Genomic DNA, 19,212 nt, shown 5'->3' on the forward strand with positions numbered 1-19,212 from the left:
GCGGCCCGGGCGCCCCGTCGAAGTCGTCGCGGATCCTCGGCGGAGAGTCCCGGCGGACGCGGCCCGGAGACTGATGGCGTGGCGGAGTCTAAGCGGTCGTGGCCTTCCGTAACAACGTGCGACGCACGCCGTACTGTTCCGATCCGGTTTCCGTCACCGCCGATTCACCCCGGGCCTATTCCCTTTATCGCATTCCAATACCGGTGGAATTCCGACATCCGCCGCACCGCCGAACCGGCGGCCAAGCCCGGGTCAAGCCCTCCCCAAGCCCCGGTCAAGTCCCCTCGGGCGAGCCGTCCCCGGACGCCGCCGCCGGCGCCCCGGCCGAACCGGCCGGGCTCCCGGGACCGGCCGGGTCCGCCGGGAACAGCTCCTCCTGCCCCGCCTGGGCCAGGGCGGCCGCCGCGCTGCCGGCCGGCGGGCGCAGGCCCATGTGCCGCCAGGCCGCGGCGGTGGCGATCCGGCCGCGCGGTGTGCGCGCCAGCAGGCCGGCGCGCACCAGGAAGGGCTCGGCGACCTCCTCCACGGTCTCGCTCTCCTCCCCCACCGCCACGGCCAGCGTGGACAGGCCCACCGGTCCGCCGCCGAACAGCCGCAGCAGCGCGTCGAGCACGGCCCGGTCGAGGCGGTCCAGCCCGGAGGCGTCGACCTCGTAGACGTCCAGCGCGTCGGCCGCGATCCGCCGGGTGATCCGGCCGTCCGCCTTGACCTGGGCGTAGTCGCGCACCCGGCGGAGCAGCCGGTTGGCGATGCGGGGGGTGCCCCGGGAGCGGCCGGCGATCTCCGCGGCGCCCTCGGCGTCCACCGGCACGTCCAGCAGCCGGGCGGAGCGGTGCACCACGCGTTCGAGTTCGGCGGGGGCGTAGAAGTCCATGTGCCCGGTGAAGCCGAAGCGGTCGCGCAGCGGCGGCGGCAGCAGGCCGGCCCGGGTGGTGGCGCCGACCAGGGTGAACGGCGGCAGCTCCAGCGGGATGGCGGTGGCGCCCGGGCCCTTGCCGACGACGACGTCGACCCGGAAGTCCTCCATGGCCATGTACAGCATCTCCTCGGCGGGCCGGGACATCCGGTGGATCTCGTCGAGGAACAGCACCTCGCCCTCGGTGAGCGAGGAGAGGATGGCGGCGAGGTCGCCGGCGTGCTGGATGGCGGGGCCGGAGGTGATGCGGATGGGGGCGCCCATCTCGGCGGCGATGATCATCGACAGGGTGGTCTTGCCCAGCCCGGGCGGCCCGCTGAGCAGCACGTGGTCCGGGGTGGCGCCGCGCTGCAGGGCGGCCTGCAGGACGAGGGAGAGCTGCTCGCGGACGCGCTCCTGCCCGACGAACTCGCCGAGGCTGCGGGGCCGCAGCGCCGCTTCGACGGCCCGGTCCTCGCCGTCGGCGTCGGCGGCCACCAGGCGGTCGGCGTCGGGCGCCGGGGCGCCGGCCGCCGCGTCGGCGTCGAACGAGGGCGGGGTCATGGGCTGTGGCCTCCTGGTGGACGGCGGGGGACGGGCGCGGGCGCCCGTCGGCTCCGCGGGTGGGTGGTGCCGGCGGGGCGCGGCGGCGGGGCCGCGCTCTCGGCGGCGGGGGTCAGCGGGTGCGGTTCAGGCCGCGCAGCGCGGACCGCAGCAGGGTCGCGAGCTGGGGGCTGCGCCCCTCGGCAGTGGCCGCCTCGGCCTCCGGGGTGACCGCGCGCACGGCCTCCTCGGCCTCCCGGGGCTGGTAGCCGAGGCCGACCAGGGCGGCGTGCAGCTGGTCGGCCCAGGCGTCCGGGCCGGCCGCGGCCCGCTCGGGGGCGGCGGTGCCGCGCGGGGCGCCGAGCCGGTCCTTCAGTTCCAGCAGGAGGCGCTGCGCGCCCTTCTTGCCGATGCCGGGCACGGCGGTGAGGGCCTTCTCGTCGCCGCTGGCGAACGCGCGGCGCAGCCCGTCCGGGCTGTGCACGGCGAGCATCGCCTGGGCCAGCCGGGGGCCGACGCCGCCGGCGGTCTGCAGGAGCTCGAAGGTGAGCCGCTCGTCGTCGTCGAGGAAGCCGTAGAGGGTGAGGGCGTCCTCGCGGACGACCAGGGAGGTGGCCAGCCGCCGTTCCTCTCCGACGGTGAGGTCGGCGAGGGTGGTCGGGGTGCAGTGCACCAGGAGTCCGACGCCGCCCGTCTCCAGCACGGCGGCGTCGGGGGTGAGGGCGGTGACCCGCCCGGTGATCGAGGCGATCATGCGGTGTCCTGCGGGGTGTGGTGGTGGTCGGGGAGGTCGTCGGGGCCGGCGTCGCCGACGGCGGTGGCAGGGGCGGGAGCGGCGTCGGGACGGGCGGGCGCAGGGGCGGCGGCGGCCTCGCGGGCGGCCAGGACGCGCGCGGCCAGCGTGCCCGGCGCCGGGGGGCGGCGGGCCGCCGGGGCGGCGGTGCGGCCGTCCTCGGCGGCCTTCGCGGCGCCGATCCGGCCGGTCGCGGTGCCGCGCCACAGGTGGCAGATGGCCAGCGCCAGGGCGTCGGCGGCGTCCGCCGGCTTGGGCATCTCGCGCAGCCGCAGCAGCCGGGTGACCATCACCCCGACCTGCTCCTTGCCGGCCCGCCCGCTGCCGGTGACGGCGGCCTTGACCTCGCTGGGGGTGTGCAGGGCGACCGGTATGCCGCGCCGGGTGGCGCAGAGCATGGCGACGGCGCTGGCCTGGGCGGTGCCCATCACGGTGCGCACGTTGTGCTGGGCGAAGACCCGCTCGACGGCGACCAGGTCGGGGCGGTGGGCGTCCAACCACTCCTCCAGGCCCTGCTCGACGCGGAGCAGCCGCTCGCCGATCGGGGCGTCGGCGGGGGTGCGGACCACGCCGACGCCGACGAGGTCCAGGCGCCGCCCGGGGGCCCCGTCGACGACGCCGACCCCGCACCGGGTCAGCCCAGGGTCCACTCCCAGTACCCGCACGCCGCACGCCTCGCCTTCACCCCGTGGTCGCTCCGCCAGGAAGGCTACCCGCCGACACGGACAGCGCCGGCGCGGTGGGGCCGGGGCGTCAGGCCGCCGCGGACGCGTCCCCGGGGGCGCCCTCGGCCTCCAGGACGTCGTCCGCGGCGGGCACCCGGCGGTCGACGTCCGCGCCGAACTCCAGGAAGTCCATGCGGGAGACCAGCAGGTCGTTGGAGGGGACGCCGAATCCGGGCACGTCGATCGTCGTCGCCGTCATCCGCAGCGGCAGGTCGTCCTCCCCCACCGCGAGTTCCATGCGCACGTGCTCCATGCCCAGCGCCTCCAGCTCCTCCAACTGGTCGGACGACATCGGCTTCCCGGTGCGCAGCCGGTAGAGCTCCTCGAACGTGGTCAGGGCGAGGTAGTGGCGCACGGTCTGCCCCTCCACCTCCGCGTCGCCCGACAGCCGGAGGTTGTCGATGTCCCGGAAGACCGACATCTCGCGCGGCATGTCGGCGTCACCGGTCGGCGAGGTCGGTCCCCCGTCGGAGGCCACCGCCAGCCACGAGCGGCCCTGCACCGGCTCGGGCAGGCGGATGTACGTGAGCCGGGGCGTGTGGACCGTCTCCACCGCTCCGTCGACGGCGAACGCCCCGAAGGAGTCGGCGAACGCTCCCTCGGGCACCCGCATGCTGAGGTACCCGGTCGGGGTGGCACGCCAGTCGTAGTGGCCGGACATGTCCATCCCTTCCCCGCCGAGGGTGTACTCCGTTTCCACTCGGGCCGTTCCGGCCTCCTCCAGGGCGGCGACGACCGCGTCGATGTCCCGGCGGGCCGCGTCGGCCGACGCCTCCGCGGCGGCCTCGGCGGTGGGTGCCCCGGCGCTCGGCGTCGGCGCCGCCTCCGGCAGCCGGACGATCGGCTCCCGGGCGCCGCATCCCACGACCGCCGCGACCATGAGCGCGCCCACCGCGACGGCCCGTGCTCCCCGATGCATGTCCGACACCCTCCCCACTCGCGCCCGCCACCCGGCAGACGAAGATCATCAGCCTATATGACTGATGGTCAGCCGCTTCTCGGGGGCACCCCGGCGAACAGCAGGGCGGCGTGTGCGCCCGGTTCGGGACCGGGGGGCACACGCCGCCCTGGGATGGCGGGGGGAGGTCAGCCCTCGACCTTGGCCATGATGTCGTCGGGCACGTCGAAGTTGGCGTAGACGTTCTGCACGTCGTCGCTGTCCTCCAGCGCGTCGATCAGCTTGAAGATCTTCCGCGCGCCCTCCTCGTCCAGCTCCACCTGGACGCTGGGAAGGAAGTTGGCCTCGGCCGAGTCGTAGTCGATGCCGGCCTTCTGCAGCGCGGAGCGGACCTCCACCAGGTCGGTGGCCTCGCTGACCACCTCGAAGGCCTCGCCGAGGTCGTTGACGTCCTCGGCGCCGGCGTCCAGGACGACGGTGAGCACGTCGTCCTCGGTGAGGCCGTTCTTCGGGACGATGACGACGCCCTTGCGGTTGAACAGGTAGGACACCGAGCCCGGGTCGGCCATGGAGCCGCCGTTGCGGGTCATCGCCACGCGCACCTCGGAGGCGGCGCGGTTGCGGTTGTCCGTCAGGCACTCGATGAGCACCGCGACGCCGTTCGGCCCGTACCCCTCGTACATGATCGTCTGGTAGTCGGCGCCGCCGGCCTCCAGACCCGCGCCGCGCTTGACCGCGCGGTCGATGTTGTCGTTGGGGACCGAGCTCTTCTTCGCCTTCTGGATGGCGTCGTAGAGCGTCGGGTTGCCCTCCGGGTCACCGCCGCCGGTGCGGGCCGCCACCTCGATGTTCTTGATCAGCTTGGCGAACAGCTTGCCGCGCTTGGCGTCGATCACGGCCTTCTTGTGCTTGGTGGTCGCCCACTTTGAGTGGCCGGACATCCGCCTGACTCCTTCTCGTCACCGACACATGGAAATCTCGGCCGCGGGGCACGCAACGGGCCGCGGCGGCCGGACCGATCGATCCTACCGTCGCGGGACGTGAGGACGGACACCCCGCTCCGGCTCCGCCCGGCGCGTTGCCGCACGCCCCGCCCCGGCCCCGCAGCGGCCCCGGCCTGGCCCCGGCGCCGCTCAGCGCGCCGCCGGCTGCCCCAGCCGGGCGCGGACCATCTCCACGAACATCCGGTGCACCCGGTGGTCGCCGGTGAGCTCGGGGTGGAAGGAGGTGGCCAGCAGGTTGCCCTGGCGCACCGCCACGGCACGCCCCTCGGCCGGCCCGGAGGCCACGGTGGCCAGCACCTCCACCGACTCCCCCACCGACTCCACCCAGGGGGCGCGGATGAACACGGCGCGCACCGGCCCGCCGTCCAGTTCGGCGAAGTCCAGCTCGGCCTCGAAGGAGTCGACCTGGCGGCCGAAGGCGTTGCGGCGCACGGTCACGTCCAGGCCGCCGATGGTCTGCTGGTCGGGGCGGCCGTCCAGCAGCCGGTCGGCCAGCATGATCATCCCGGCGCAGGAGCCGTACACCGGCATGCCGCCCGCCACCCGCTCGCGCAGCGGCACCAGCAGGTCGAACGCGGCGGCGAGCTTGGCCATGGTGGTGGACTCGCCACCGGGGATGACCAGGGCGTCCACCTCGGCCAGTTCCTCGGGCCGGCGGACCGGGCGGGCCAGCGCGTCGGCCTCGGCCAGGGCGATGCTGTGCTCGCGCACGTCGCCCTGCAGGGCGAGCACGCCGACGACGGGAGTGAGGGTCACGGGTGGTCCTTCGGGTGCGCGGGGAACGGGTGGGCGGCGACGCGGCCCGGTCCCCTCCCGCCCACGCCGAGCGGCGGGCGGGAGGGGACCGGTTCGGTCGGCTACTGCGGGCGGCCGGTGCTCACCAGCCGCGCTGGGCGTAGCGCTGGTCGTCCGGCAGGGTGTCGATGTTGATGCCGACCATCGGCTCGCCCAGCCCCCGGGAGACCTTGGCGATCACCGAGGGGTCGTCGTAGAAGGTGGTGGCCTTCACGATGGCCTCGGCGCGCTTGGCCGGGTCGCCGGACTTGAAGATGCCGGAGCCGACGAAGACGCCCTCGGCGCCGAGCTGCATCATCATGGCGGCGTCGGCGGGGGTGGCGATGCCGCCGGCGGTGAACAGCACGACCGGCAGCCGGCCGGCGCTCGCGACCTCCTTGACCAGCTCGTAGGGGGCCTGGAGGTTCTTCGCCGCGACGAACAGCTCGGTCTCGTCGAGCTGGGTGAGCCGGCGGATGTCCGCGCGGATCTGCCGCATGTGGCGGGTGGCCTCGACGACGTTGCCGGTGCCGGCCTCGCCCTTGGAGCGGATCATGGCCGCGCCCTCGGCGATGCGGCGCAGCGCCTCGCCCAGGTTGGTGGCGCCGCAGACGAAGGGCACGGTGAAGGCCCACTTGTCGATGTGGTGGGTCTCGTCGGCCGGGGTGAGCACCTCCGACTCGTCGACGTAGTCGACGCCGAGCGCCTGGAGGACCTGCGCCTCGACGAAGTGGCCGATGCGGGCCTTGGCCATCACCGGGATGGAGACGGCGTCGATGATGCCCTCGATCATGTCGGGGTCGGACATCCGGGCGATGCCGCCGTCCTTGCGGATGTCGGCGGGCACCCGCTCCAGTGCCATGACGGCGACGGCACCGGCGTCCTCGGCGATCTTGGCCTGCTCGGGGGTGACCACGTCCATGATCACACCGCCCTTGAGCTGCTCGGCCATGCCGCGCTTGACGCGGTCGGTGCCGAGTTCGCGGGCTTCGACCTGCTCGGGGGTGCCGGAAGGGGTGCTGGACACGGGGTGACCTCACTGGTTGACGGACCGGTGCGCAGGGCCCGCGGGGCCCGGCGGCCCAAGGGGACCCGCCGGGACAGCGGAAACGTTTTGAGCCTGGGGCGCCTCGCGGTGCGCCGCCTCCATCGTAGGACGCCGCCGAGCAGGGCGGATACGGAGGCCGGGGGTGAGGCGGCCAACGGCCTCGGGCCCGGGATCCGGGCCGCCCGCCGACGCCCGCCGACGCCCGGTGCGGTCGCGCGCGCGTTCAGTCGTGCGCGAGCGCCTTGGGCGGCTCGTCGTCCATCTCGAAGGTCATCGGGAAGGGCGCGCGGCCGGCCAGCCGCAGGTACCTGACCAGCCGGTGGCGGCGCACCGCGCGGGCGGCCCGGACGGCGTCGTTGTGGAAGCGGCGGGCCATCGGCACCCGGCGGACGGCGGTGGTCAGCTCCTCGACCGCCTCCTGGCCGGCGGGCGTGGCGCGCAGCTCGTCGAGCTGGCCGGGCTCGTCGAAGACGGCGCGCAGCGCCTGGCTGAGGTCGCTCTCGACGAGTTCGCGCTGCTCGTCGCCGGCCAGCCGGGCGGCGTGCGCGGCCTGGTAGAGGACCAGCGCGGTGGCCGGGTCGAGCATCCCGGAGACCGCGATCTCCTGGGCGATGGAGACCCGGCGGAGCAGCTGGGCGTCGAGCGCGGCGCGGGCGGCGTCGATGCGGGCGTGCAGCCGGTCCAGTCGGCCGGCCGTCCAGCTGAGGTAGACGCCGACCAGCACCAGCAGGGCGAGGCCCCACAGCCAGCCGGTGGCGCCCGGCGATCCCGCGGTGGCCGCCAGCACGGGGTGGGCGGGATCGGCGGACGGGACGGGGCCGGCGAGGGCGGGGGTGGGGTCCGGGGTGCGCACGCCCGCCTCACTCCCCCACCGGCCGGCCGGGGCGGCCGGTCCGTTCGTCGGCGGCGACGGCCGCCGCGCCGGCGGCGACCGTCTCGTAGACGGCGAGGATGTCCTGGCCGACGGTGCTCCAGTCGAAGCGGCGGACGTGCCGGCTGGCCGCCTCGCCGAGCGCGGTGAGCCGGGCGTGGTCGCCGAGCAGCCGGACGGCGGCGGCGGCCAGCGCCCCGGGGTCCTCGTTGGTGAACAGCTCGCCCGCGCTGCCGCCGCCGAGCACCTGCCGGAAGGCGTCCAGGTCGGAGGCGAGGACCGGGGCACCGGCGGACATCGCCTCGACCAGGATGATGCCGAAGCTCTCCCCGCCGGTGTTGGGGGCCATGTAGAGGTCCACGCTGCGCAGCAGCCGGGCCTTGTCCCGGTCGCTGACCATGCCGAGGAACTCGACGCGCTCGCGGACGGCCGCGGGCAGCGCGCGCACCGCGTCGTCGGCGTCGCCGCGGCCGGCCACCAGCAGCCGGGCGTCCGGGAAGGCCCGCAGGATGGCCGGGAGCGCCTCCAGCAGGACGGGCAGGCCCTTGCGGGGTTCGTCGATGCGGCCGATGAAGCCGATGGTGGGGCCTCCGGTGCCGCCGCGGCTGCGCCCGAGCCAGGCCGGCTCGGGCTCGGCGGAGGCGAAGAAGGAGACGTCGACGCCGTTCGGGATGACCACGGCGTCGCCGCCGAGGTGCTCCACCAGGGTGCGGCGGGCGTACTCGCTGACCGCTATCCGGGCGCTGATCTTCTCCAGGGCGGGCTGGAGGATGGGGTAGGCGGCGACCATGGCGCGCGAGCGCGGGTTAGAGGTGTGGAAGGTGCCGACGATCGGCCCGGAGGCGGCCCAGCAGGCCAGCAGGGAGAGGCTGGGGGTGGCCGGCTCGTGGATGTGCAGCACGTCGAAGGAGCCGCGGCGGATCCACGAGCGCACCCGGGCCGCGGACCACGGACCGAAGCGCAGGCGGGCCACGGAGCCGTTGTAGGGGACGGGCACGGCCCGGCCGGCGGGGACGACGTAGTCCGGCAGCGGGGTGTCGTCGGCGGCGGGGGCCAGCACGGAGATGTCGTGGCCGCCGGCGATCAGGTGCTCGGCCAGGTCCCGGATGTGGAACTGCACCCCGCCGGGGACGTCCCAGGAGTAGGGGCAGACGATGCCGATCCTCATCGGGCGGGGGTCCCCTCCTGGCCGGGGTCGGCCGCGCCGGCCCGCCGGGCGGCCCTGGTGGCGACGTCGGCGTTCCACAGCGGCTGGAGCATGTGCCAGTCCTGCGGGTGCGCGGCGACGCCCTCGGCGAAGGCGTCGGCCATGGCCTGGGTCATCGCGGCGACCTGGGCCCGCCGGGCCGCGCCGGCGCCGGCCGGGGCCGCGCCGTCGCCGCTCCCGGGGGCGGTGCCCGGCTCGGGCACGGTCACCTCGGGGTGCACCCGGCAGCGCATCAGCGGGCCGTCGTACCAGAGCGTCGCGGGCAGCAGCGCCGCGCCGGTCTGCCGGGCGAGCGAGGCTGGGCCGGGGGGCATCCGGGCCTCCTCGCCGAAGAACCGCACCGGCACGCCGCTGGCGCCGAGGTCGCGGTCGGCGGGCAGGCACACCAGCCGGCCCTCGCGCAACCGCCGGGCGAGGGTGGTGATGGTGTCGCGTCCGTTGCCGGTGAGCGGGAGGACCTCCATGCCGAGGCCCTCCCGGTGGGCCACGAACCGCTCGAAGAGCCGTTCGGGGCGCAGCCGCTCGGCCACGGTGGTGAAGCGGTGGCCGCGGGTGGCGATCCAGGCGCCGGCCAGGTCCCAGTTCGCCATGTGCGGCAGGGCGACGACGGCGCCGCGTCCGGAGTCGAGCGCGGCCAGCAGGTTCTCGATGCCGTCGACCTCGACGGCGTCCAGGATCTGCCGGCGGCTCCAGGAGGCCATCCGGAAGGACTCCATCCAGTAGCGCATGTACGAGCGCATGCCCTGGCGGGTCAGCTGCCGCAGTTCCTCCGGGCCGGCGTCCGGGCGGACCCGGCGCAGGTTCGCGGCGAGCTGCCGCACCCCCTGGCCGTCGCGCCGCCAGGCGGCGTCGGCGACGGCGCGGAAGGTGGCGTCGGCGACCGGGCGCGGCACCCGGCGCACGGTGGCCCAGCCGGTGGCGTACGCGGCGTAGCTGAACCGTTCCGCGAGGGACTCCGAGCCCGGGCGGCGGCCGCCGGGCGTCACGCGGTGCCGCCCTCGGCGTGCGGGCGGGGGTGGGCCACCGCGGTCGGGACGGTGCCGCCGGTCCGGGCCAGGCCGTCCGGGCCGCCCGCGCCGTCCGGCGGGGCCGGGTCGCCGGGGGGCGCCTGGCCGGCGCGGCCGGTGCCGTCCGCCCCGCCGGCCGCGGGGCCGCCCAGGGCGTCGCGGCGCACCGCGGTCATCCGCTGCACCAGGGTGATGGCGCTGCCCACGGCCAGCAGCCACAGGGCGATCGGCAGCAGCCAGTCGACCCACGGCACGCCGAAGTCGTGCAGACCGGCCAGCCCGGTGGCGACCAGCGAGATCACCAGGCGCTCGGCCCGTTCGACCAGGCCGGAGACGTCGCAGCGCAGGCCGAGGCTCTCGGCGCGGGCCTTGGTGTAGGAGACGACCTGCCCGCTGGCGAGGCAGAACAGCGCCAGGGCGACCATCATCTGGTTGTCGCCCTCGCCGGCGAACCACATGGCCAGGCCGCCGAAGACGGCGGCGTCGGCCACCCGGTCCAGGGTGGAGTCCAGGAAGGCGCCCCACTTGGTGGAGCGGCCGGACAGCCGGGCCATGGTGCCGTCGACGAGGTCGGAGAACACGAAGAGCGCGATCACCACGGTGCCCCAGAAGAAGGCGCCGCGCGGATAGAACACCAGGGCCCCGGCCACCACACCCGCGGTACCGACGAGCGTGACGACGTCCGGGCTGATGCCGGCGCGCAGCAGCACGGAGGCGATCGGGGTGAGGACGCGCGTGAAGAACGCCCGCGCGTACTTGTTGAGCATGGCCTTCCCGACGGTCGGTACGGGCCGCGCGGCCCCTGCGGCCACCGGCGGGGCCATCGTAGCGACCCGCGACCGGGCGCCCGGTCGCAGGAGCGTCCCGGCCGTCGCCGGCGGGCGGAGCGGGCCGCGGCCGGCGGACCGAGCGGGCCGCGGCCGGCGGGCGGAACGGACCGGGCCACGGGCGGAACCGGCCGGGGCCGGCGGGGCGCAACCGAGTGGGGGCGACGGGCGGCCGGGGCCTACCCTGGCGGGCGTGACGACGGACCGACCTCGCCTGCTGCGCCTCATCCGGCTCCTGGACCGCCTGCGCCGGATCGGTCTGGTCACGGCACGCGTGCTCTTCTTCGGCGGCTTCTGGATGGTGGACGTCGGCGCGTCGGAGGGGAGCCTGCGCCCGCTGTTCGTGACGACCGCCCCGCTGTTCCTGCTGCCGCTGTTCCTGCCGCGCCGGACGCTGCCGACGCCGGCCCGGCGCGCCTGGCTGGCCCTGGGGCTGTCCTGGGTGGTCACCGGGATGGCGTGGGCCCGGCCGACGCCGCCCGACGCCGGCGGATGGGGGCTGCTGGAGACGGCCTGCCTGGTGGTCCTGCTGGTGCCGACGGCGCGGCGGGTGGCCCCGCCGCGGCTGGCGGTGGCGCTGACCGGCCTGCTGTTCCTGACGGTGCTGGCGCTGCCGTGGCGGTCCGGGCACCCGACGCTGGCCTTCGGCGTCACCTTCTTCCTGACCTTCGTGGCCGGCGCGGCGGTCGGGCTGGGCTGCTACTGGCGGGTGCTGGACGAGCGGCGCCGGCAGCTCGTGGAGCGGGCGCGGTACGGGGAGCGGCTGGAGCTGGCCCGGGACCTGCACGACTTCGTGGCGCACCACGTCACCGGCATCGTGGTGCAGGCGCAGGCGGCGCGGGTGGTCAGCGAGACGGCGCCGGAGCAGGTCGGCCCGATCCTGGACAACATCGAGAAGTCCGGGGTGGAGGCGCTGGCCTCGATGCGGCAGCTGGTGCGGGTGCTGCGCGAGGAGGAGGCCGCGCGGCGCCCGCCGGACGGGCTCGAGCAGATCGCCGGGCTTGTGGAGGGGTTCCAGCGCAGCGGTCCGCCCACCACCCTGCAGATCTCCAACGCCGCCCGGGCGGCCCGGCTGGCGCCCGAGGTGGCGACCTCGGCGCACCGGGTGGTGCAGGAGGCGCTGACCAACGTGCGGCGGCACGCGCCGGACGCGGCCTCGGTGGAGGTCTCGGTGCTGGCGCGGCCGGGCGGCCTGGAGGTGACGGTGCGCAACGCCCCGCCCGGGGAGGACTCCGGGGGGCTGCTGGGGCGCGCCGCCGGGGTGGTGCTGGGTTCCTCCCCCGGGCGGGCCGGTGGTCCGCGGGTGCCGTTCGGCGGCCGGGGCGGGGGGTTCGGGCTGGTCGGTCTGCGCGAGCGGGTGGAGGCGATCGGCGGCTCGCTGCACACCGGGCCCCGGTCGGACGGCGGCTGGGAGGTGGTGGCGATGCTGCCGGTGGTGGCGGCCGGCACGGAGCCCGAGCCCGCCCGGGCGGAGCCCGCGGCGCATGGGGCGCCCGAGCAGCCCCGCGGGGAGACCGGCCAGGCCGGGTCGCGGGGGTCGTCCGCGCGGGAGACCGGGGCGGCCCGGGCGACCGGGGCCTGAGCTTCGGGGCCGGAGGGCGCCGGGGCCCGAGCTTCCCGGGCGGCGGTCGGGGCGGTGGCCCAGGCGCGCGGGGGCTCTGGCGCGCGGGGCCCAGGCGCGCGGGGGCTCAGGCGCGCGGGGGCAGGGCGCAGGCCGCCGTGCCGCCCGGCATCCGGTGCCGGTTGACGGCGATCAGCCGGTACACGCCGGCGGCCGCCCAGCGGATCGGCGGCAGGGTCAGCAGGGCCCCGGGCACCGCCCAGGCGCGCCGGGCGGCACGGCCGGCGAGCAGCGCCCGGGCCACCGCCTGGGCGCCGCCGTACACCCGTCCGTCGGTGGCCACCCACAGCACCTCGTGGCGGGCGCGCTCCTCGGTGACCAGGCCGCGGCCGGCGTCCAGCGCGGCGAGGTCGGTGAACTGCCACGGCGTGATCTCCGCATCGGGACGGACGCGGGCCTCGGCGAAGCGCGCGGCGCGGGTGCAGAAACCACAGTCGCCGTCGTAGACGAGCACGGGTCGGGATCGCATGCCCCGATCATGCCTCCGCGCCGGCGGCCGACACCGACCCGGGGCGGTGATCCCCGGCACACCGGCCGGGGCGGCGGCGCGCCCGGCGGAAGGCCCGCGGAGACCACGGACGCCCGGGCGCGGCGCCGCTCGGCGGCTCGGTGGGGGCGCGCCCCTGCGCGCGACGGTCCGCCCCCGTCGAACACCTGACTGCCCGACGGCACGGGGCGGGGTCATCCGCCGGATATCTGTCGCGTTGTCACCGCGTCCCGCTACCCTGGGGAAACGGGCGGACGGCCGCGTCCGCGGAAGGGGGCACGGTGGCCGACACGCTCGACATGACTCCCGGGCCGCAGGTACCGCTGTCCACGACCGCCGCGCTCTCCGCGGCGGCGCAGGGGCTGGCGGCGGGGGCCTACCACGACGACCCGGTCACCGCGGTCGTCGGGCTGCACGAGAACCTGGCCGGCGGCTACAAGAACCGCTGGCGGCTGATGCGGCCGAACATGGGCGAGGCGTTCAGCGTGGCGGTGACCGGCCGGATGCTCGGCGCCGGGCGCAAACCGCTGATCCAGGCCCCGGGCGTCAACCCGGAGATCGTGCTCGGGCACTGCCTGTCGGCGATCGCGGAGCGGCGCCGCCGGGACGGCCAGCTCGCCGCGATCATGCTGGTCTTCGGCGTGCTGTTCCTGCCCGGCGCGCTGCTGTGGCTCGGCGCCTTCCAGCTGCGCGCGATGACCGGCCGGGGAGACGCCTCGCAGGCGGGCGGCGGTTTCCTCCGGCAGCTGCCGATGGTCGCCATGATCGGCCTGACCGCGGTGCTGCTGCTGGTCCCGCCGTTCACCGGGCCGCTCAGCTGGTACGCCCGGTTCGTGACCCTGGCCCCGGTGCTGGGCGCGCTGCTGGCCCACCGGGTCTGCCTGCGCTCCAGCCAGCAGCTGCGCGCCCGCTGGAAGGGCCTGCTGGACGGTTCGCTGGTCGGCTCCACCACCCCGACGACGGTGCCGACGCAGCCCGGCGACCGGGCGAGTCGGGCGGCGGCCGAGCTCAAGGCCGTCGAGGCCGAGCAGCGCACCAACTACATGTACTACGCCGGCGACAAGGGCATCCTCGGGGTGGGTCCGCGCCGGGGGTACTGGACGGTCTCGGAGCGGATCCGGCCGGCCGACGACCGCGGCGTGCTCCCCTTCCAGACCTGGGACCTCACCACGGCGATCAAGCAGCGGCTGGCGGACCTGCGGCAGACCCCCTTCATCGTCGGCGACTCGCCGCGCCCGGAGGTGGAGGACTGGCTGGTGGAGAGCATCGGCGCGGGGGCGGGCGAGGTCACCCGGCCCAAGAGCACGGACGTGCAGGGCTACCGGATCTCCAACGCCGGCCTGCAGGCGGCCTGCAACGAGCAGCGGTTCGGCGGCGGTCCGCGGCACTACGTGGCCACCCAGTACCAGCTGTTCAAGGGGCAGCTGGTGGTCACCCTGCTGACCCATGTGAGCCGGCTGCACGACACCCTGCGGATCGACGTCAGCCTGCACGTGCTCGGCCCGGTGCACGGGCTGTTCACGACCGCGCCGGCCGTGCCGGAGAAGACCGTGCCGGACGGCCTGCGGCCCTGGAAAGAACGCAAGGTGCAGCTGCCGATCGTCACCTGGGACGAGGTGATCCGGCTGTGTGTGCGGGCCACGCTATTCTGGGCGCCGCACATCCGCGACTGGCTGGGCGGCCGGCTGCCGCTGCCGGAGCCGTTCGGCCTCCGGCACGCCTGGGCGACCTCACCGGCGGGCAACCGCTTCATGGCCGACGACGTGGAGCGCAGCGTGGCACCGGTCGTCCGGGCCGTGCTGGAGGGCGTGGTGCAGGTGCTGCGCAGCCACAACGTGGACGTCACGCCGTTCGTGGACCGTCTGGGCGTGGTCAACGGCACCATGCAGAGCATCACCCCGGGCACCCCGGACACGGTGGTGCTCTAGTCGCGCGGCCGGGCGGCGGGCTCTGGCCCCACGGCTCGGGCCCCACGGCTCGGGCCCGCCGCTGGGGCCCCCGCGGCCGCGAGCCCGCCGGCAGCGCGCCGTCAGTGCTTCGGCCAGGCGGCGGCGATCAGTTCGCGGGTCTGCTGGAGCAGCTGCGGCAGCACCCGGGTGTGGCCGATCACCGGCATGAAGTTGGCGTCCCCGCCCCAGCGCGGCACGACGTGCTGGTGCAGGTGCGCGGCGATGCCCGCGCCGGCCACGGAGCCCTGGTTCATGCCGATGTTGAAGCCGTGGGCGCCGGCCGCCCTGCGCAGCGCCGTCATCGCGTCCTGGGTGAACCGGGCCAGCTCGACCAGTTCCGGCTGGTCCAGGTCGGTGTAGTCGGCGACGTGACGGTAGGGCACCACCATGAGGTGGCCGCTGGTGTAGGGGTACAGGTTCAGCAGCGCGTAGACCCGCTCCCCACGGGCCAGCACCAGGCCGTCGCCGTCGGTGCCGCCGGGGATGGAGCAGAACGGGCAGTTGTCCTCGGCCGGGCCGGTGGGCTTGTTCTCGCCCCGGATGTAGGCCATCCGGTGCGGGGTCCACAGGCGCTCGAACTCGTCGGGCAGGCCGACGCCGTGCTGCTCCATCTCCGCGTCCGTCATACCGCGCAGCATACGGCGGGCCGCTCGCGCCCGACTCGGGGACGTCCGCCGTGCTGCCCCCGGCCGGCCGGACCGCGCGGATACCCCCGTTCGGTGGACCGGCCGGCGCGCTCCCGCCGCGCCGCCACGGCCCGAAGCCGTCCACGGACCGTGCGGTGGTGGCCGCACCCGGTCACCGCCGGGTGGGACGTCACAGACCGCGGCGCCCGCCGCGGCTCCCCCGCCGGCGCGCGGCCGACCCGCCCGGGTGGAGCCGCCCAGTGCCTGGTGAGCGGGGGTGCGGCGCGCCCCTCGGGGCCGCGCCCGTTCCTCAGGGGAGCACCGCCGGCCGCCGTCGACGGGCCCGCCGGACCGGCCGGCCGTCGGGTCGCGGCGGCGACGGCGCCGGGGATCGCGCCGGCGGGGTGACGAGTTGCCCGCTCCGGGGACCGGCCGCAGCATGGCGGACAGGGAGGCCACCACGGGCTCCCGACCGGCCCACCCGGCCGGACCGCGCCGGACCGCCGGCCCGTCCGAACGCCGAGCGCGGGGCCGTCCGGCGCCCCCGGAAGGAGTTCGTCGTGCTGACCACCGACCCCGTCCCCGGCGCCCCGTGTTGGGCGGACCTCGGCACCACGGACACCGACTCCGCCGCCGCGTTCTACGGTGCCCTGTTCGGCTGGCGCGCCCACTCGGCCGGCGCCGAGGCCGGCGGCTACACCTTCCTCACCCTGCCCGACGGCCGGCCGGTGGCCGCGCTGGGGCCGCTGACCGAGGAGGGCGCCCGCAGCGGGTGGACGCTGTACTTCCGGGTGCGGGACGTGGAGGCGGTGGCGCTGGCCGTGCGGGACGCCGGCGGCGCGGTCCGGTCCGGGCCGATGGACGTCTTCGACCAGGGGCGGATGGCGCAGTTCACCGACCCGGTCGGCGCCGACTTCGCCGTGTGGCAGCCGGGCTCCTTCCACGGCGTCGGGGCGGTCGGCGAGCCCGGCGCGCTGTGCTGGGTGGAGCTGAACACCCGTGAGCCGGAGCGGGCCCGCACCTTCTACGAGCGGGTGTTCGGCTGGCGGGTCGACGTCACGCCGATGCCGGACGGGCAGACCTACTCGGTGTTCCTGCCGGCGTCCGGAGCCGCCGCGGGTGTGACGGAAGCCCGGGGGGAGGCGGGCGGGGGCGCCGGGCAGCCGGAACCCGACCTGTCCTTCGGCGGCCTGATGACCATGGACGACAGCTGGCCGGCGCGGGTGCCCAGCCACTGGCTGCTGTACTTCGAGGTCACCGACTGCGACGCGGTCGCGGCCCGGGCCCGGCAGGACGGCGGCGAGGTGTTGGTCCCGCCCACACCGATCGAGGGCGTGGGCACCTTCGCCGTGCTCCAGGACCCGTTCGGGGCCGGCTTCTCGATCATCCGCAGCGAGCCCGCCTCCGCTGCCTGACCCTCCGCAGCGCCCCCCGCCGTGCGGGCCGGCGCGGCCGTACCGAACCACGCTCGGGCCCTCGCGGTCCGAACGGCAACCGTTGGGTGGTGGCTCATGAACCGTTCGCAGCGCACCTGTTCGGCCGGGGCCGCCGTCGCCCTGCTGCTGACCGCCGCGGTGGCCCTCGGGGCCCCGGCCCGGGCTCCCGGGGCCGCGGCGGCCGAGCCCCCCACGGCGGACCAGCCCAGCCCCGACGCCGTGCTGCTCACCGACGAGCAGGTCTCCCGGATCACCGACGGCCGGATGATGCGGGACCCGGCGAACCTGCGGTTCGAGGGCGGGCGCGGCGCCACGGGCTGCGCGCCGCTGGACGGCTTCCAACCCGAGGTGCGGGACGAGGCGGCGGCCGCCTACTCCAGCGCCGCCTACGACGAGACCCTGCTGCAGGCGGTGCTGGTGCCCTCCGACGCGGAGGCGACGCTGGCCGCCTTCGAGGCACTGGGCGACCGGATGCTGCGGGAGTGTCCGCGCTGGAGCCCCGCCGAAGGGCTGACGGTCGGTGAGCTGACCGCGATGGACCTGCCGGAGGTCGGTGAGGAGTCCTTCGGGGTGACCGGCGTCCTGGAGGGCACCGACGAGGAGGTGCGGCTGATGGTCGGGCGGGACGCGGGCGTCTACGTGATGCTGGTCCACCTGACCTCGGCGGCCTACCCGAGCGACCTGCTGTTCGAACAGGCGGTCAGCAACGTGCGCACGCCGCCGGAGCCCGGCGGCCCGGGAGATCCGGGCAGCCCGCCCGGGGCCCCGGCGCCCCCGGGGGAGACGGAGCGGCCGGCCCCGCCCGGTGCCCCCGGCGCTCCCGGGGCCCCGGCGGGCCCCGGCGGGGCGGGCCGGCCGGCGCTGCCCGGCAGCCCGGTGGCGTTCGCCCCGGAGGCGGCACCCGCCGCCTGATCACGGCCGCCGCACCGCTCGGGGCCGTACCCGGCGGCCCCCGCCGGGAGGCGCGTGGCGGAGCCGTCCGCCCCACGCGCGCCGGCCGCGCGCCGTTCGCGGGCGGCGCGCGCCCCGTCCTCGCCCGGGGCGGCTGGGGGAACGTGCCCCAGCCGGCGGGCGAGGCGTCACCACCACCCGGCCCGCACCGCTCCGTCCGCCGGCGCCCCGCCCAGCGGGCCCGGTGCGGGGGCGTGACGGCTGGTCAGCGCGGAGGTGTCCGCCGGCCGCGCACCCCTGCCACCTGGGTGGGCGCGCCGGGGCGCACACCGGATCGGTCTAGACCAAGCCGGGTTTGCCGGTCGGCGAACCGGGCAGCGGCATAGGACACGTATCCGGGCCCGCCGTGGGACAGGACGAAGGGAGCGCGATGGGGCGAGGGCAGAGGAGCACGAGGGATCGTCACGGTGCCCCGGGCGCCGTCGCGGGGGTGCTGGACGTCGGGTGCCACAGCGCCTCCCTGCTGGTCGTGGAACGCCGACCGAGCACCCCGCTGCGGCCGGTGTTCACCCACAAGGTGCGGCTGCGGCTGCACGAGCGGGTGGACGCCTCCGGCCGCATCCGCCCGCCCGGAGTGCGGGAGGTGCGCCGGGGGGTGGCCGAGGCGCTGCGGGCCGCCCGCGAGGTCGCTCCCCCCGGGCTGTTCCCCTTCGCCACCTCGGTGATCCGCGACGCGCCCAACGGCGACGAGGTGGTGTCCGTGGTCGCCCGGGAGACCGGGACGCACCTGCGGTTCCTGGACGGCGAGGAGGAGGCGCGGCTGGCCTACGTGGCCGCCCGGCGCTGGTTCGACTCGCCCGCCGGCGGGATGCTGCTGCTGGACATCGGCGGCGGCACGGTGGAGATCGCGGCGGGCGGCGGCTCCTACGGCTGCCGACCCGGCGGGGCTGTGGGACCGGCGATCGCCCTCTCGCTGCCGCTGGGCGCCCGGCGGATCACCCTGGACTGGTTCCGGGAGGGGCCGGTGACCGCGCGGCGGGTGGCCGCGGTCCGCGAGCACCTGGCGCAGACGCTGACGGCCGTGCCGTCGCTGCCCCGGGCGGACGGAACCGCGCTGCCGGTCGGCTGCTCCAAGGCGCTCCAGCAGCTGGCCCGGCTGACCGCGAACGGCCGCCCGGCGCTCCGCGGTGACGGCTCGGCCCGCCCCGGCCGTCGCCGTGGCGGGGATCGCCGCCCCCGGAAGCCGCGGGCCGGCGGCAAGGGCGCGGGCGGCGCCGAGCGCCTGCTCCGGGAGGGCTGCGGACGGGCGGCGGACGGAGCGGACCGGCTGCGCCTGGAGGAGCTGCGGCACTGGATTCCGGTGCTCGCCGCGACGCCCGCGCACCGGCGCGCCGAGCTGCCGGGCATCTCCCGGCACCGCGCCGAGCAGTCCCTGGCTGCCGCCCTGGTCGCCGAGGCCCTGATGACGGCCTGCGGGGTGGACGAGCTGCGGGTGAGCCCCTGGTCCACCGCCCAGGGCCTGCTGCTGGAACTCCTGGACGCCGCCGAGGCCGGCGCCGCGGCGGGCGTCGACGCCGACTACCGGATGGCCGGCTGATCCGGTCCCCCGG

Annotated in this window: 17 protein-coding genes and 1 pseudogene; 5 read left to right on the forward strand and 13 right to left on the reverse strand. The window is 76.5% G+C overall.

Annotated features, from left to right (window positions below; genetic code table 11):
* Positions 1 to 274: 274 nt before the first annotated feature.
* The 11 genes and pseudogenes from ruvB to pgsA form a co-directional block, all read right to left on the reverse strand.
* Positions 275 to 1,459 carry a Holliday junction branch migration DNA helicase RuvB gene (gene ruvB, locus FHU37_RS09840; protein WP_179813842.1) on the reverse strand — a complete coding sequence of 395 codons (1,185 nt, stop codon included), beginning with the start codon at positions 1,457 to 1,459 and terminating at the stop codon, positions 275 to 277.
* A 112-nt stretch (positions 1,460 to 1,571) separates the two neighbouring features.
* Positions 1,572 to 2,192 (reverse strand): Holliday junction branch migration protein RuvA, encoded by a 621-nt coding sequence (ruvA, locus tag FHU37_RS09845; protein ID WP_179813843.1) that lies wholly within the window; start codon positions 2,190 to 2,192, stop codon positions 1,572 to 1,574.
* A gap of 155 nt (positions 2,193 to 2,347) precedes the next feature.
* A pseudogene (gene ruvC, locus FHU37_RS09850) lies at positions 2,348 to 2,896 on the reverse strand (crossover junction endodeoxyribonuclease RuvC); the annotation flags it as partial.
* An 88-nt stretch (positions 2,897 to 2,984) separates the two neighbouring features.
* Positions 2,985 to 3,875 (reverse strand): SCO4651 family lipoprotein, encoded by an 891-nt coding sequence (locus FHU37_RS09855; protein WP_179813845.1) that lies wholly within the window; start codon positions 3,873 to 3,875, stop codon positions 2,985 to 2,987.
* A 167-nt stretch (positions 3,876 to 4,042) separates the two neighbouring features.
* On the reverse strand, positions 4,043 to 4,795 hold the full coding sequence (locus FHU37_RS09860; protein ID WP_179813846.1) for a YebC/PmpR family DNA-binding transcriptional regulator: 753 nt from the start codon (positions 4,793 to 4,795) through the stop codon (positions 4,043 to 4,045).
* Positions 4,796 to 4,987: 192 nt separating this feature from the next.
* Positions 4,988 to 5,614, reverse strand: a complete 627-nt coding sequence (gene pdxT / locus FHU37_RS09865) for a pyridoxal 5'-phosphate synthase glutaminase subunit PdxT (RefSeq protein ID WP_179813847.1) — start codon at positions 5,612 to 5,614, stop codon at positions 4,988 to 4,990.
* Positions 5,615 to 5,735: 121 nt separating this feature from the next.
* The gene (gene pdxS / locus FHU37_RS09870; RefSeq protein ID WP_312892525.1) at positions 5,736 to 6,659 is read right to left on the reverse strand and encodes a pyridoxal 5'-phosphate synthase lyase subunit PdxS; all 924 of its coding nucleotides are present in this window, start codon (positions 6,657 to 6,659) and stop codon (positions 5,736 to 5,738) included.
* A 244-nt stretch (positions 6,660 to 6,903) separates the two neighbouring features.
* Positions 6,904 to 7,425, reverse strand: a complete 522-nt coding sequence (locus tag FHU37_RS09875; protein ID WP_179816149.1) for a LemA family protein — start codon at positions 7,423 to 7,425, stop codon at positions 6,904 to 6,906.
* A 115-nt stretch (positions 7,426 to 7,540) separates the two neighbouring features.
* Positions 7,541 to 8,719, reverse strand: a complete 1,179-nt coding sequence (locus FHU37_RS09880) for a glycosyltransferase family 4 protein (protein WP_179813848.1) — start codon at positions 8,717 to 8,719, stop codon at positions 7,541 to 7,543.
* A complete protein-coding gene (locus tag FHU37_RS09885) occupies positions 8,716 to 9,744 on the reverse strand; it encodes a phosphatidylinositol mannoside acyltransferase (RefSeq protein WP_179813849.1) in 1,029 nt (342 codons plus the stop codon). Before FHU37_RS09885 ends, FHU37_RS09880 begins: the two co-directional genes overlap by 4 nt.
* A complete protein-coding gene (pgsA, locus tag FHU37_RS09890; RefSeq protein WP_179813850.1) occupies positions 9,741 to 10,532 on the reverse strand; it encodes a phosphatidylinositol phosphate synthase in 792 nt (263 codons plus the stop codon). Before pgsA ends, FHU37_RS09885 begins: the two co-directional genes overlap by 4 nt.
* A gap of 253 nt (positions 10,533 to 10,785) precedes the next feature.
* Here pgsA and FHU37_RS09895 point away from each other — a divergent pair, with 253 nt between their 5' ends.
* On the forward strand, positions 10,786 to 12,174 hold the full coding sequence (locus FHU37_RS09895) for a sensor histidine kinase (protein WP_312892526.1): 1,389 nt from the start codon (positions 10,786 to 10,788) through the stop codon (positions 12,172 to 12,174).
* Positions 12,175 to 12,280: 106 nt separating this feature from the next.
* Here FHU37_RS09895 and FHU37_RS09900 read toward each other — a convergent pair whose 3' ends face one another.
* Complete coding sequence (locus FHU37_RS09900) at positions 12,281 to 12,682, reverse strand: thiol-disulfide oxidoreductase DCC family protein (RefSeq protein ID WP_179813851.1); 402 nt, start codon at positions 12,680 to 12,682, stop codon at positions 12,281 to 12,283.
* Positions 12,683 to 12,981: 299 nt separating this feature from the next.
* On the opposite strand from FHU37_RS09900, the gene FHU37_RS09905 reads away from it, so the two are divergent.
* Positions 12,982 to 14,628 carry an AbeC-like domain-containing protein gene (locus FHU37_RS09905; protein WP_179813852.1) on the forward strand — a complete coding sequence of 549 codons (1,647 nt, stop codon included), beginning with the start codon at positions 12,982 to 12,984 and terminating at the stop codon, positions 14,626 to 14,628.
* 101 nt (positions 14,629 to 14,729) lie between these two features.
* Here the strand turns inward: FHU37_RS09905 and FHU37_RS09910 are convergent, their stop codons facing one another.
* Positions 14,730 to 15,287, reverse strand: a complete 558-nt coding sequence (locus tag FHU37_RS09910) for an HIT family protein (RefSeq protein WP_179813853.1) — start codon at positions 15,285 to 15,287, stop codon at positions 14,730 to 14,732.
* A gap of 548 nt (positions 15,288 to 15,835) precedes the next feature.
* On the opposite strand from FHU37_RS09910, the gene FHU37_RS09915 reads away from it, so the two are divergent.
* The 3 genes from FHU37_RS09915 (at position 15,836) to FHU37_RS27955 (ending at position 19,199) form a co-directional block, all read left to right on the forward strand.
* The gene (locus tag FHU37_RS09915; RefSeq protein WP_179813854.1) at positions 15,836 to 16,690 is read left to right on the forward strand and encodes a VOC family protein; all 855 of its coding nucleotides are present in this window, start codon (positions 15,836 to 15,838) and stop codon (positions 16,688 to 16,690) included.
* Positions 16,691 to 16,786: 96 nt separating this feature from the next.
* Positions 16,787 to 17,623 carry a hypothetical protein gene (locus tag FHU37_RS09920; RefSeq protein WP_179813855.1) on the forward strand — a complete coding sequence of 279 codons (837 nt, stop codon included), beginning with the start codon at positions 16,787 to 16,789 and terminating at the stop codon, positions 17,621 to 17,623.
* A gap of 469 nt (positions 17,624 to 18,092) precedes the next feature.
* On the forward strand, positions 18,093 to 19,199 hold the full coding sequence (locus tag FHU37_RS27955; protein WP_312892527.1) for a Ppx/GppA phosphatase family protein: 1,107 nt from the start codon (positions 18,093 to 18,095) through the stop codon (positions 19,197 to 19,199).
* Positions 19,200 to 19,212: the final 13 nt, after the last annotated feature.

It is taken from the genome of Allostreptomyces psammosilenae, assembly GCF_013407765.1.
In the GTDB taxonomy this organism is placed as follows: domain Bacteria; phylum Actinomycetota; class Actinomycetes; order Streptomycetales; family Streptomycetaceae; genus Allostreptomyces; species Allostreptomyces psammosilenae.

Bases quoted from the DNA above. Each gene is read 5' to 3' on its own strand.
- ruvB (WP_179813842.1), bottom strand. From the start codon at position 1,459: ATGACCCCGCCCTCGTTCGACGCCGACGCGGCGGCCGGCGCCCCGGCG.
- ruvA (WP_179813843.1), bottom strand. From the start codon at position 2,192: ATGATCGCCTCGATCACCGGGCGGGTCACCGCCCTCACCCCCGACGCC.
- FHU37_RS09855 (WP_179813845.1), bottom strand. From the start codon at position 3,875: ATGCATCGGGGAGCACGGGCCGTCGCGGTGGGCGCGCTCATGGTCGCG.
- FHU37_RS09860 (WP_179813846.1), bottom strand. From the start codon at position 4,795: ATGTCCGGCCACTCAAAGTGGGCGACCACCAAGCACAAGAAGGCCGTG.
- FHU37_RS09880 (WP_179813848.1), bottom strand. From the start codon at position 8,719: ATGAGGATCGGCATCGTCTGCCCCTACTCCTGGGACGTCCCCGGCGGG.
- pgsA (WP_179813850.1), bottom strand. From the start codon at position 10,532: ATGCTCAACAAGTACGCGCGGGCGTTCTTCACGCGCGTCCTCACCCCG.
- FHU37_RS09900 (WP_179813851.1), bottom strand. From the start codon at position 12,682: ATGCGATCCCGACCCGTGCTCGTCTACGACGGCGACTGTGGTTTCTGC.
- FHU37_RS09910 (WP_179813853.1), bottom strand. From the start codon at position 15,287: ATGCTGCGCGGTATGACGGACGCGGAGATGGAGCAGCACGGCGTCGGC.
- FHU37_RS09920 (WP_179813855.1), top strand. From the start codon at position 16,787: ATGAACCGTTCGCAGCGCACCTGTTCGGCCGGGGCCGCCGTCGCCCTG.